10 protein-coding genes are annotated in these 12,949 nt (G+C 55.5%); 9 read left to right on the forward strand and 1 reads right to left on the reverse strand.

What is annotated here, in order from left to right:
• The first annotated feature begins 59 nt into the window (after positions 1-59).
• From aspT to AD949_RS09605, 4 genes are all read left to right on the forward strand, one after another.
• On the forward strand, positions 60-1,751 hold the full coding sequence (gene aspT, locus AD949_RS09590) for an aspartate-alanine antiporter (RefSeq protein ID WP_048835718.1): 1,692 nt from the start codon (positions 60-62) through the stop codon (positions 1,749-1,751).
• A gap of 26 nt (positions 1,752-1,777) precedes the next feature.
• Positions 1,778-3,367: a bifunctional aspartate transaminase/aspartate 4-decarboxylase gene (locus AD949_RS09595; RefSeq protein WP_048835717.1), complete on the forward strand. Its 1,590-nt coding sequence runs from the start codon at positions 1,778-1,780 to the stop codon at positions 3,365-3,367.
• A gap of 117 nt (positions 3,368-3,484) precedes the next feature.
• Positions 3,485-4,588, forward strand: coding sequence for an asparaginase (locus AD949_RS09600; protein WP_048835716.1), 1,104 nt, complete (start codon positions 3,485-3,487; stop codon positions 4,586-4,588).
• A gap of 32 nt (positions 4,589-4,620) precedes the next feature.
• Positions 4,621-5,610 (forward strand): hypothetical protein, encoded by a 990-nt coding sequence (locus AD949_RS09605; protein ID WP_052944555.1) that lies wholly within the window; start codon positions 4,621-4,623, stop codon positions 5,608-5,610.
• Between the two features lie 633 nt (positions 5,611-6,243).
• Here AD949_RS09605 and ilvD read toward each other — a convergent pair.
• Positions 6,244-8,127: a dihydroxy-acid dehydratase gene (gene ilvD, locus AD949_RS09610; RefSeq protein WP_048835714.1), complete on the reverse strand. Its 1,884-nt coding sequence runs from the start codon at positions 8,125-8,127 to the stop codon at positions 6,244-6,246.
• Positions 8,128-8,395: 268 nt separating this feature from the next.
• Between ilvD and pstC the strand changes: the two genes are divergently transcribed.
• The 5 genes from pstC (at position 8,396) to AD949_RS09635 (ending at position 12,891) form a co-directional block, all read left to right on the forward strand.
• On the forward strand, positions 8,396-9,379 hold the full coding sequence (gene pstC, locus AD949_RS09615) for a phosphate ABC transporter permease subunit PstC (protein WP_052944558.1): 984 nt from the start codon (positions 8,396-8,398) through the stop codon (positions 9,377-9,379).
• 80 nt (positions 9,380-9,459) lie between these two features.
• Positions 9,460-10,272, forward strand: coding sequence for a phosphate ABC transporter permease PstA (gene pstA, locus AD949_RS09620; RefSeq protein WP_371277376.1), 813 nt, complete (start codon positions 9,460-9,462; stop codon positions 10,270-10,272).
• A gap of 20 nt (positions 10,273-10,292) precedes the next feature.
• Positions 10,293-11,099: a phosphate ABC transporter ATP-binding protein PstB gene (gene pstB, locus AD949_RS09625; RefSeq protein ID WP_048835776.1), complete on the forward strand. Its 807-nt coding sequence runs from the start codon at positions 10,293-10,295 to the stop codon at positions 11,097-11,099.
• Between the two features lie 17 nt (positions 11,100-11,116).
• Entirely contained in the window at positions 11,117-11,821 is a 705-nt protein-coding gene (gene phoU, locus AD949_RS09630; protein WP_048835712.1) for a phosphate signaling complex protein PhoU, read from the forward strand.
• Positions 11,822-11,868: 47 nt separating this feature from the next.
• Positions 11,869-12,891 (forward strand): retroviral-like aspartic protease family protein, encoded by a 1,023-nt coding sequence (locus AD949_RS09635; RefSeq protein WP_141325407.1) that lies wholly within the window; start codon positions 11,869-11,871, stop codon positions 12,889-12,891.
• Positions 12,892-12,949 lie beyond the last annotated feature (58 nt).

Here is a 12,949-nt window from a genome sequence, read left to right on the forward strand (position 1 = left end):
CCTTTGAATTTCATAAGTATTAGAGTTCACTCGAAAATATATTACAAGGGAACTTTATTGTGCACGCATTCACTGCATTATTATCTAATTTGTTTAGTGCGTGTCCGGAAATTGCTTTGTTCCTTGCCCTCGTTCTGGGGTGCTGGGTTGGGCGGTTTCGCTTTGGCTCATTCCAGCTTGGTGGGGTGGCGGGATCGCTCCTGATGGCAGTCCTTATCAGTCAGGTCGGGGTGCATATTGATTCTGGCATCAAGGCCGTCCTGTTCGCTCTTTTTATCTATGCTGTCGGTTACCAGAGTGGGCCGCAGTTCTTTCGTTCCTTGGGGCGGCAATCGCTCAAGGAAATTCTGATGGCTGTTGTGCTGGCTGTTACGGGTCTGATTACCGTTGTGGCTGTGGCCCGTCTTTTCCATCTCGATAAAGGGCTCGCTGCGGGGCTGGCCGCTGGTGGGCTGACCCAGTCCGCTATTATTGGGACGGCGGGCTCTTCTCTTGAAAAAATAGGTCTTCCGCTTGCACAGGTGCAGCAGCTTCAAGGCAATGTCGCTGTTGGGTACGCCGTAACGTATATTTTCGGCTCCATTGGACCCATCCTCCTGTGTGTCAATGTGCTGCCTTGGTTTATGAAGCGCAGCATCCGGGAGGACGCGATCCGTGCGGAGGCCGAACAGGCCGGTGGCGTGCATGTGATGGGGGAAGGCGAGGTTTCTGCTTTTCCAGACCTTGTGGGGCGCGCCTATCGTCTCACACAATCTGATCTGACAATCGCGCATGTCGAAGGTCTTGCTTCCGGCGTGACGGTGGAACAGGTGCTGCGTGACGGTAAGCCGGCTGGCGCGGCACCAGATGTTGCCCTCCTTCCGGGAGATCAGCTTCTGCTCGTCGGGCACCGTCAGGCGGTGCTCGCTGCGGGCCAGCAGATTGGGCAGGAGATTGGGGATGTCGCTGGTCTGGATCTCTCGCTGATCCGCCGGGATGTTGTTTTGTCTCGCAAGGACTTTGTGGGGAAAACAGTAGATCAGTGCGTGCAGTCTCTTTCTGCTTCCGTGCGGCATGGCGTTTATCTTGTCGCCCTTTCTCGCGCAGGAAAGACTCTGCCTGTGACCGGATCAATGCAGGTCAAGGATGGAGATATGGTGACCCTCCTTGGTACATCATCCGATGTGCAGCGGGCTGCAACACAGATTGGCACCATTCTTCTCCCAAGCATCAAGACCGATCTTGTTTTTCACGCGTTGGGTGTTGCTCTTGGGCTGCTCATCGGGCTGGGCGTGGTGCATATGGGTTCCGTGCCTCTCACACTGGGGAGCGGCGGTGGGGCTCTTCTCTCCGGCCTGTTGTTTGGCTGGTATCAAAGCCGACATCCGACTGTGGGAAACATGCCGCAGGCAGCATCAAGTTTTCTGGTTGATTTCGGTCTGGCTGGTTTTGTGGCCGTTACGGGCCTGCAAACAGGTCAGCAGGCTATTGCCACCATCATGCAGCATGGCATCACGCTTTTTCTGCTTGGCGTCGTTGTCACGCTCGTGCCGCTTATTATAACCATGTTCTTTGGCCGTTATGTGCTGCGTTACAATAATACGGCCATTTTTGCTGGTGCTCTGGCGGGGTCTCGCAGTGCCAACCCAGCCTTTGGCGAGGTGCTGAACAAGGCCGGTAATGCTGTCCCCACCACACCGTTTGCCATTACGTATGCAGTTGCAAACGTGCTGCTTACGCTCCTCGGGCCACTCGTGGTCGCATTTTCCTGAATACTGACGAACAAGGAAACGTAATAATGTCTATTGATTATTCGAAATTTCGCGACCTTAGCCCATTTGAGCTGAAAGATACGCTCATCAGTCTGGCTTCCTCCAAAGCTGATCGCGTTATGCTGAATGCTGGCCGTGGCAACCCGAATTTTTTAGCAACCCTTCCGCGCGCCGCGTTTTTCCTACTTGGGCAATATGCCTTGTCTGAAGCACGGCTTTCTCTGTCCTATCTGTCTCCGGGGCTTGGTGGCACGGTGCGTATCAGTGGGATTGAAGCGCGTTTTGACCATTTTATTGAAAGCAATAAGGATAAAGAGGAAGCAGCACTTCTCGGGCACGCGCTAAGCTATATTCGTGACCAGATGGGCCTGCCTGCGGATACGTTCCTTGTGGAAATGGTGGAAGGTATTCTGGGTTGCTATTATCCCACGCCGCCCCGCATGCTGGCGCTGAGTGAAAAAATTGTGGCGCAATATGTGCTGCGTGAAATGGTGGGTGGCAGAGTTTCTCTGGAGTCCACAGACCTTTTCGCGACCGAAGGCGGCACCGCTGCCATGGCCTATGTGTTTCATTCGCTCAAGCAGAACAATCTTATCAAAAAGGGAGATAAGGTTGCCATTGGTATGCCGATTTTCTCTCCCTACATCGAAATTCCGCAGCTCGAAGAATACGGTCTCGAGGTTGTGCCCGTGCAGGCAGACCCGTCTCTGGACTGGCAGTATCCGGATAGCGAGCTGGAAAAACTACGTGATCCCGCCGTTAAGATATTCTTCTGCGTTAACCCGAGCAATCCTCCATCCGTCAAGATGAATGACGAGTCTTTGGAGAAAATTGCGACCATCGTCAAAGATCGTCCGGATCTGATGATTCTGACAGATGATGTGTATGGCACGTTTGCTGATGGCTTCCGGTCTCTGTACGCAGTTTGTCCGCGCAATACGATTCTTGTTTATTCCTTCTCCAAATATTTTGGTGCGACAGGCTGGCGCTTGGGCGTGATCGGAATGCACAAGGATAACGCCCTTGATGCAAGCCTTGCTCAGCTTCCTGCTGACGTTAAAGCCGCACAGGCAAAGCGTTATGCCAGCCTGACGATGGAGCCTGAGAACCTGAAGTTTATTGACCGTCTGGTTGCTGATAGCCGTGCTGTGGCTCTTAATCACACCGCCGGGCTTTCCACGCCGCAGCAGGTCCAGATGGTTCTGTTCTCGCTCTTTGCGTTGATGGATCATGAAGGCCGTTATAAAGCGACCCTTAAAAGTGTTATTCGCAGACGTGAAGAAGCACTTTATCATGAACTGGGTGTGGCCCCGGCAGAAGATGCAAATGCGGTGGATTACTACACACTGATTGATCTGGAAGATACGTGCCGCACTCTGTATGGCGAAGACTTTGCCAAATGGATGCTTGAGCGTGCTAGCACAGGTGAAATCCTGTTCCGTGTTGCGGATGAAACAGGCATTGTTCTGCTGCCGGGTGCCGGGTTTGGCGCAACACGCCCCTCAGCTCGGGCGTCTCTCGCTAACCTGAATGAAGTGCAGTATGCAGCAATCGGACGCTCGCTGCGTAAGATGGTTGATGAATATCACGCTGAATTTGTAAAAAATAAATCCTGATAACAGGGTCAATCCGGAAGAAGAGTGTTCTTCTTCCGGCAGGCGTGTTCATTTTAAATTGTGAGGCAGGGGCTCCAGAGTATCCCGTTATCACTCTTTACTGGAAAGACTGATTTTATGGTTTCTGTGCGTGTCCTGTCTCTTCTCGGTACAATTCTGACCGCCGTGAGTATGCAACCCGCTCTTGCTCATGCAGGACAAGTGGGATCTGCCATCGCGACTATGCATAAACAGGATTCCTTGCCTCGTGTGTTGGTTCTGGCAACCGGAGGCACGATATCTGGAAAAGCCGATACACGTTCAGCTATTGGCTATGATGCGGGTGCGGTGAGTGGCCAGCAACTGATTGCAGGTGTGCCGGGCGTGGAAAAGCTGGCACAGTTACAGGTGGAGCAGGTTTCCAATATCGCCTCCCAGAACATGAACAATCAGGTCTGGTTCAAACTTGCGGAGCGTATCCGGCAGGCATTTGCAAAAAATGAAGCAGATGCTGTCGTCATCACGCACGGAACCGACACAATGGAAGAAACCGCTTTCTTTCTTGATAACGTGATTAGGGTTTCCCGTCCCGTTATTCTTACTGGGGCCATGCGGCCCAGTACGGCTATCAGTGCGGATGGTCCCGCCAATATGTATGAAGCCGTGAAGGTCGCGGCAGATCCGCAGGCTCGTGGGCGTGGTGTACTGGTTGTTTTGAATGACGCAATACAGTCTGCGCGTGGTGTAAGCAAAATGCACACCACAGAACTGCAAACATTCCACTCACCAAATCTTGGCGTGGTTGGTTATGTGGACCCGGCAACAGTGCGTTTCATTACTGCCGTTAAACCACGGCAGCCTCTTGCCCTTCCGGTCGATCATATGCTGCCGCAAGTGCAGATTGTGTATGGGCACGCAGATATGGATGCACGGCAGATTGATGATGCTGTGAAAGATGGTGCGCGTGGCATCGTTATTGCCGGAATGGGAGACGGCAATGTTTCTGATACCGCTTTGGCCGGAATGGAGCGGGCGCGAAAGGCGGGCGTTGTTGTTGTGCGATCTACGCGCGTTGGCAGCGGCTTTACCAATCGGAACGTGGAAGTGGATGACGACCGGTACGGTCTGGTTGCGTCCATGGATCTCAATCCACAAAAAGCACGCATACTCCTTCAGCTTTTATTGGCTAATGGAAAAACCACACCTGAAGATATTCAGTCGGCCTTTCAGGCAGGTTTATGAACCGGTAAACTGGAACGAGTGAGTTTAAGTCAATGAGAGTAGACAGTAAGCAGAGGAGGGCGAGAGGCGGAAAAGTCTCTTTGAAAAAAGCTTTTGTCTGCCTTTTTGTATTTCCTGCAAGTGTGGCTTCTGCGCATGCTGCGCAATGGTATACAGGGTCACTTGTTTCCCCATCCGGCACAACGACAAAAGGGGTTCTGAATGTTGAACCCTATTTTTCCTATAGTCAGCCATTAGGTAGTTTTGGGCCACATGGCACGACATTGCCTGCAACACATCCCATGCAGCGCATGTTTTCTAACTCTACTCTCTGGAAATACGGAATTTTTAAAGACTTCAGTATCCAAGTGCACACTGTTGTTAATTATGGTTGGAAACATGGAGATGGTCATTCTCACGGTCCTAAAACCGGAGATGTGCCTGTTGATCTGATTTATCGCTTGGTAAGGCCAGATGCCAAGCGTTACATTCCAGCATTCAATCTGTTTGTCGGAATGATTTTTCCAACAGGTGATTACAATAAACTTGGCGATAAACAGGATGGTGTGGGGAGTGGTGCGTATGTGTTCCGTACTGCCCTAACAGAACAATCGACATACACACTGCCCGGCAACCATGAACTACGCCTGCGTGTGTGGAACTGGTTCCGCCGCGCCGTGACATCCGCAAAGCTCGTTGATACGACGGGTTATGGCACCGCGCATGGTTTTCGTGGGCGGGGGCAACCGGGTATGAGTGGCCAGTCGGGTTTTTCACTGGAATATGGGCTCAGCCAGAAGTGGCTTCTGGCAATGGATATTGCGCGGGACTGGTCGAACGGTTCTACGTTGCGCGGGCATGACGCAGAAGGCAAATATATCCACAAGATAGGCTCGGCGGGAACAGATTGGCAGATTGCGCCAGCCTTTGAATATAACTGGAATGCTAACTGGGGCATTATTGCCGGATCCGCTTTTTATTTTGCTGGCCATAACAAAAGTATTCAGGTGTCACCGCAGTTTGCTATTAATGCCATGTTCTAGCTGTTTGGTTCCTGTATTTATCTGTGCTCTGCATGAGTGGAACGCAGCATTGCTGCGTGGAGACTTCATGGGAGCGTCACGGTTGGACGCTGCACGGGCAACAATACGGTGATTGGCGGCTTTGCTCGTAACGTTAGGCTACGAGTGCGGAATAATCCAAAAGCGGAGGAGAGATGGCGGGTCCTCACACGATCTATGAGCGAAAGGTCTGCTCTCAAAAGCCTGCTCGGTAGCCTTGTTCGATGAGGCGGAGCGACGGGCATGGTGTTTCGTCGGGATACGCTACTTTCTCGGTGTGATTACATGATCTTCAACATCCCGCAGAACATTTCATGGTCAGTTTGCCATTCAAACGGGCAAACTGAACGCTGGAGTTTTAAGCATTCTCTCCATCCATGAAGCAATGACTTGGTCGTGCGGATAAGCCGCTCGACCAAGGATGCAATTTTGGTAGGCGTTAGGAGGTGAGGGTAAGCCTCAATGATTTTCAGAATTTCGCGCGAAGACTCATGACCTTGAGAGCTCTCATGTTCTATAAGCCATCCGCAAAATCTGGGTGTCAGACCCTGCTAATTCATTATCAATCGAACCATCAAATCCCGACACCCAAAAGAGAGGCTTGTTCTTACGAGCTTACCGCGGCGTACGCCGGGTCAACTGCCCGACATCCCGCACGGCGCCACGGGCCGCGCTGGTGGTGAGGGCCGCATAGGCTTTCAGGGCGGTGGAAACAACACGGTCCCGTTTCGGCTGCCATGCGGCGTTGCCTTTGTCATCCATCCGTTCACGCCGAGCGGACAGTTTGCTGTCTGGCACGGCAACGGACAGGCGACGGTTGGGAATGTCGATCTCAATCTGGTCACCTTCTTCCACCAGACCAATCACGCCGCCTTCTCCGGCTTCCGGGGAGATATGGCCAATGGACAGGCCCGAACTACCACCGGAGAAGCGGCCATCCGTAATCAGGGCGCATTTTTCCGCAAGCCCTTTGGATTTCAGGTAGCTGGTCGGGTAGAGCATTTCCTGCATGCCGGGGCCGCCTTTGGGGCCTTCATACCGGATGAGGACAACATCACCCGCCTGAATTTTATTTCCCAGAATGGCGGCAACCGCGTCATCCTGACTTTCAAAAATGCGGGCAGGGCCAGTAAAGGTTTCAAGGCCCGCAGCCACACCGGCGGTTTTCACAATCGCGCCGTCCTCGGCCAGATTGCCGTACAGTACGGCCAGACCGCCATCCTGATTATAGGCATGCGTCCCGGCCCGAATGGCGCCGTTTTCCTGATCCGTATCCAGTTCCTTATACAGGCTGGACTGGGAGAATGCCTGCGTAGTGCGCACGCCACCGGGGGCAGCGCGGAAGAAGTCCCGCGCCTTCGTGTTGTGCGCGCTTTCGTTCTCTGCGTTTCCAGCGCCGCGGATGTCCCATGCGGCCAGCCCGTCTTTCAGCGTGGCGGCATGGACCATCGGGATTTCATTATGCAGCAGGCCGAGCCGATCAAGTTCGCCCATAATGGCGGGAATACCGCCAGCCCGATGCACATCTTCCATATGCACATCAGAGCGGGAGGGGGAGACCTTGCACAGATGGGGCACCTTGCGGGAGAGGCGGTCAATATCCTGCATGGTGAACGGCACCTCGCCCTCATGCGCCGCAGCCAGCAAATGCAGCACCGTGTTGGTGGAGCCACCCATGGCGATATCGACAGACATCGCGTTTTCAAATGCCTTCATGGTGGCGATGCTGCGGGGGAGAACGCTGGCGTCATCCTGCTCGTAATAGCGCCGGGCCAGATCCACAATGCGTTTGCCGGCTTCCACAAACAGTTCCCGGCGCGCAGCGTGGGTCGCGACAAGTGTGCCATTGCCGGGCAGGGAGAGGCCAAGGGCTTCCGTCAGGCAGTTCATGGAATTGGCGGTGAACATGCCGGAGCAGGAGCCGCAGGTGGGGCAGGCTGAACGCTCAATGGCCTGCGAGTCCGCTTCACTCACACTGGGGTTAGCGGCAGCGACCATGGAGGTCACAAGGTCAGCCCGCTGCTCGATGTCATCCAGCGTGACGCGTCCGGCTTCCATTGGGCCACCGGAGACAAAAATGACCGGGATATTCAGCCGCATGGAAGCCATCAGCATGCCGGGGGTGATCTTGTCACAATTGCTGATGCATACCAGCGCATCCGCGCAATGCGCGTTGACCATGTATTCCACGGCATCGGCAATCAGTTCGCGTGAGGGCAGGCTGTAGAGCATCCCGCCGTGGCCCATGGCAATGCCATCATCCACCGCAATGGTGTTGAACTCGCGGCCAATGCCCCCGGCTTCCGCAATGGCTTCGCACACAAGCTGGCCCATGTCCTTAAGGTGTACGTGGCCGGGCACAAACTGCGTAAAGGAATTGGCAACGGCAATAATCGGTTTGCCGAAGTCGGAGTCCTTCATACCTGTGGCGCGCCACAGGCTGCGAGCGCCAGCCATGTTGCGGCCATGAGTGGTGGTGCGGGAACGATAACCGGCCATTGCGGGAGTCTCTCTGGTCAAAACTGCAAAACGATAAATTAAGCGGCCCGATCTGAAGCGGGCCGACAAAGCGGGCACATACCCTACGCCATAAGTGGGGCTGTGTCAGCGGATGTGGAAGAGGTTTCGGACATATTTGGTTTAAAAGTGCTACAATTTCATGACATTTGTTGCGTAAGGTGGAGTTTGTTAAGGCCTCTGGTTGCAGGCAGCCGGGTGGTTCAGTATTGCTCCCAATTCCCGGCCTGAAGATCGGAACGGAGTGCAGATGAACGGAATAGCAGAGCAGCCAGTGCAGGCTGCACCGCCTCAGATAACCCGGCGCTGGGACGGCGATGCCCTGTTCAGGACGCTGGTCGTTTTGACAGGGGTGAGTGTGCTCATTGCATTGGGCGCTATTATTACCGTCATGGTCACGGGGGGCTGGAAAGCCTTTTCCACCTTTGGGCCAAGCTTTTTCGTTACCGCCATCTGGAACCCGGTCACCCAGCATTTTGGCGCTGTGGCCCCCGTGTTCGGCACATTGGCTAGCAGCTTTCTGGGGCTGGTTATTGCGGTGCCGCTGGCGTTTGGCACGGCCTTCTGGCTGACCTCTCTGGCGCCACCTGCGGTCTCCTCCGTTATCGGTATGGCCGTGCAGCTTCTGGCTGCTGTTCCCTCCATTATTTTCGGCATGTGGGGCTTTTTTGTGTTGGTGCCGGTCATGGCGCATTATGTGCAGCCGACCGCGCGCCATCTGTTCGGCCATGTGCCTGTTCTGTCCGCGCTGGTCAGTGGTGCCCCGTTTGGCACCGGTCTGCTCACAGCCGGTCTGGTGCTGTCCGTCATGGTCGTGCCGTCCATTACCGCCGTTATGCGGGATGTGTTTGTGTCCATGCCGACCGTGCTGCGTGAGAGTGCTTACGGTCTGGGGGCTACCCGCTGGGAAGTCATGCGTCAGGTCGTGCTGCCGTGGTCCCGGCAGGGCGTTGTGGGGGGCATTGTGCTGGGTATGGGCCGTGCCATGGGGGAAACCATGGCGGTGACGTTTGTTATCGGGGATAGTAACCATATTGGCTGGTCCCTGTTTGCTCCGGCTAACACCATTGCGTCTCTTATTGCTCTGGAATTTCCAGAAAGCCCGGCAGGCAGCCTCAAGCTGTCCTCGCTGATGGCGCTGGGTGCCATCCTGATGGCCATTTCCTTCGTGACGCTCTGGATCTCCCGCATTCTGCTGGCCAGAGGGGAAGCACAGGCAGGAAAACGCTCATGACGAGTTCTTCACTGTCTCCGTCTCTGTCTCAGCCCGCGGACCGGCCGCAACGTTCCGGCGTACAGGCTTTGCGCCGCAAGATGGTCGATAAGCTGGCAACCGGCATGAGCTGGCTCGCTATGCTGATTGTGGTGTTTGTACTGGGGTCCATTTTATGGACACTGCTTAAAAACGGCCTGCCGGGACTCACGCTCTCCCTCTTCACCCACTCCATGGGGGCGCCGGGGGGCGGGGGTGGTCTGGCAAACGCGATTGTTGGCAGTCTGCTGCAAACGGGCCTGTCCATTCTACTGGGTGCGCCTGCTGGTCTGCTGACCGGGATTTTTCTGGCTGAATACGGGGCGGATAGCAAACTGGCGCGCACGGTCCGGTTTGTGTCGGACATGCTGCTTTCCGCGCCGTCTATCCTGATCGGCCTGTTTATTTACATGCTTCTGGTTGAGCCGTTCGGCCACTTCTCCGGTTTTTCCGGTGCGGCTGCACTCTCCCTGATGGCCATGCCCATTATTGTTCGCACAACGGAAGACATGCTGCGGCTTGTTCCTGTGTCCATGCGTGAGGCCGGGATTGCGCTGGGTGCGGCGAAATGGCGCGTTATTCTCTTTATCTGCGTTCGGGCCGCGCGCGGCGGCATCATGACCGGCGTGCTGCTGGCTATTGCCCGTGTTGCGGGGGAGACGGCACCGCTGCTGTTTACCTCACTCGGAAACTCCGAATGGTCTCTGGATATGCGGCGGCCCATGGCCAGCCTTCCGGTGGCTATTTATCAGTATGCAGGCTCCGCTTATCAGGACTGGATGCAGCAGGCATGGACGGGTGCCCTGCTGGTCACGATGGGTGTGCTCATTATTAATATTGTTGTGCGGGTCGGCATCCGCGGAGGACGGTCATGAACGAGAAACCCACGCAGGCTATGCCGTCGGTTGAGGTGGCGGCTGAGGCATCCGCATCTGCGGTCTCAGGCCGTCCCATTGCCATTCAGGTCAATAATCTGGACTTTTATTATGGCAAGGCTCACGCGCTGCATAACATCACGATGGGCTTTCCCGAACGCAGCGTGACGGGGATGATCGGCCCGTCCGGCTGCGGCAAATCTACCCTGCTGCGTGTGTTGAACCGGATGTATGACCTGTATCCGGGCCAGCGCGCTACGGGGGAGGTTATGTTTGCCGGTCAGAATATTCTGGGAACCGGGCTGGACCTGAACGCTCTGCGCTCCCGCGTAGGCATGGTGTTTCAGAAGCCGACACCTTTCCCAATGTCGATTTATGACAATATTGCCTTCGGTATTCGTCTGCATGAGCGTGTTTCACGCTCGGAAATGGATGGGCGGGTGGAAGATGCGCTGCGTCGTGTCGCGCTGTGGCCGGAAGTGAAAGACCGCCTTCAGGCGTCCGCTACGGCTCTGTCCGGTGGTCAGCAGCAGCGTTTGTGCATTGCCCGTACCATTGCCGTGCGCCCGGAAGTGATTTTGCTGGACGAGCCGACCAGTGCGCTGGACCCCGTCTCCACAGCCCGTATTGAAGAGCTTCTGGACGAACTGAAAACCGAGTTCACGATTGCCATTGTGACGCACAACATGCAGCAGGCGGCCCGCTGTGCGGATCAGGTCGCGTTCTTCTATCTGGGAGAACTGGTGGAAGTGGATAGCACAGCGCGGATGTTCACCACCCCGCGTGAGAGTCGTACGCAGGATTACATTACCGGCCGCTTTGGCTGAAGAGGGAGGAGACACTCATGGGCAACGAACCCGCGCATACCGTCACCCGATATGATCAGGAGCTGGACCGTCTGCGTGGGCTTGTCGCCCGCATGGGTGGTCTGGTGGAGCGCCAGACGGCACGCGCCATCGCCGCTGTCGTTGATCAGGATGAAGACGCCGCTCTGGAACCGCCGGAACTGGATGTGGAGGTTGATGCTCTAGAGCGTGAGGCGGAAAGCCTTGCCATCCGCATTCTGGCCCTGCGTGCGCCGATGGCGGTGGACCTACGCGTGATTATCGCTGTGCTGAAAATCACCGGGGATTTTGAGCGGATTGGGGATTATGCCTCCTCCATCGCCCGCCGGGCGCTGAAAGTAGAACCGCTGGATGGCGCGCTGTCCTTCGGGGCGCTGCGCAACATGGCGCGTCTGGTGCAGGAAAACCTGCACCGTGCGATTGAAGCCATGGTGAATAATGACAGCGAATGCGCCATGCAGGTCTGGGGTTCCGATACCGCAATTGATGAACTCTATACCGCCATGTTCCGTGAGCTGGTGACGTATATGATGGAAGACCCGCGCAAGATTAGCCCCTGCATCCACCTACTGTTTGTAGCCAAAAATCTGGAACGCATCGGGGATCACGCCACCAATATTGCGGAGCGTGTTTATTACGCAGTGACAGGGGAAATGCTCCCGGCACTGCGTCCGCGCGGCGGAGCCGCTAAAAAACCCGGCTGAGGTGTTCTACTTACGTCCTGCCGTGACGACTGGAAGAAGGACAGGGCGTGCGTAAAAGAGTGTTGATCGGCATGGGGTCTCTGCTGGCATTGGCCGCGTGCGCAGAGCAGGATGGTGTGTGTCAGATTGAGACGCTGGGTGATCTGCCGGTTCTGAACAAATACGGCTCACCAATCGTCGGGGTGACAATCAACGGGCATGATGCCGCGATGATTGTGGATAGCGGTGCCGATCTTTCCATGATTTCAGAAGGGCCGAGCAAAGCTTTCGGGCTATCGGATACCGGGCGTATCCTTAACCTCAGCGGCGTGACAGGAGGAATGCTCGCTCCTGTTATGGAGGCTGACAAGATGGGCCTTGGGTCCGGCACGAGTGGTAAGGTGTATCTCACTCAAGCCAAACGCTCGTTTGGTGGTATGATCGCGGGTCGGCCTATAGTGGGGTTGTTCGGGGCGGATTTTCTCGGAGCCTATGATGTCATGTTCGACCTGCCCGCCGGAAAAATCGGGCTTTATAAGCTAAGCGGTTGTAAAAATCCTACCCCTACATGGGAAGGCCCGTCTTCAAAAGTGGACTGGTATCGTCTTGGCTTGCATGGGCGCCGGATTGGCATGACCATGCGTCTGAACGGAAAAAATATTGATGCCATGCTGGATAGCGGCTCTTGGCACACGACTGTATTGCCGGGGCAGGCTCGCAGGGCTGGTGTTTCCAAGGACGCGCTTGCACAGGATTTTCCCCTGACATCCAGTGGGGTAAATGGGGAGCGTAAAAGCGGTGGCCGTCTACACCGCTTCGCCAGCCTTCAGATCGGGGATGAGATATATCCCAACCCGATGCTGGGCGTGGAAGCTCTTGAAACGGATGGCGATGCTCTTCTGGGGGCAGATTTCCTGCGGCACAACCGGGTGTGGATTTCCTACCGGCATGAGGAACTCCATATTCAGCGTCTTAAGCCGCCGGAGCAGGATCACACGTTTGAGCTCAAGATAAAGCGTAAAAATACGCCCGGAGCTGTGGTCGTGCCGGTCCAGAGGCTTCCTTCCGCTCCGCCTGTGACCAGCCCTTAAAAGACAATTTCAGCAAAGAACGGTAGCGCCAGAGGGAGCCGTGCCAAAGGGAGCAGGG

The sequence above is a fragment of the Acetobacter orleanensis genome (genome assembly GCF_001581005.1).
GTDB lineage: Bacteria > Pseudomonadota > Alphaproteobacteria > Acetobacterales > Acetobacteraceae > Acetobacter > Acetobacter orleanensis.

What these genes read in the sequence shown, in the direction of transcription:
- AD949_RS09595 (WP_048835717.1), top strand. Translation starts at nt 1,778, where the DNA reads ATGTCTATTGATTATTCGAAATTTCGCGACCTTAGCCCATTTGAGCTG.
- AD949_RS09600 (WP_048835716.1), top strand. Translation starts at nt 3,485, where the DNA reads ATGGTTTCTGTGCGTGTCCTGTCTCTTCTCGGTACAATTCTGACCGCC.
- AD949_RS09605 (WP_052944555.1), top strand. Translation starts at nt 4,621, where the DNA reads ATGAGAGTAGACAGTAAGCAGAGGAGGGCGAGAGGCGGAAAAGTCTCT.
- ilvD (WP_048835714.1), bottom strand. Translation starts at nt 8,127, where the DNA reads ATGGCCGGTTATCGTTCCCGCACCACCACTCATGGCCGCAACATGGCT.
- pstC (WP_052944558.1), top strand. Translation starts at nt 8,396, where the DNA reads ATGAACGGAATAGCAGAGCAGCCAGTGCAGGCTGCACCGCCTCAGATA.
- pstA (WP_371277376.1), top strand. Translation starts at nt 9,460, where the DNA reads ATGGTCGATAAGCTGGCAACCGGCATGAGCTGGCTCGCTATGCTGATT.
- pstB (WP_048835776.1), top strand. Translation starts at nt 10,293, where the DNA reads ATGCCGTCGGTTGAGGTGGCGGCTGAGGCATCCGCATCTGCGGTCTCA.
- phoU (WP_048835712.1), top strand. Translation starts at nt 11,117, where the DNA reads ATGGGCAACGAACCCGCGCATACCGTCACCCGATATGATCAGGAGCTG.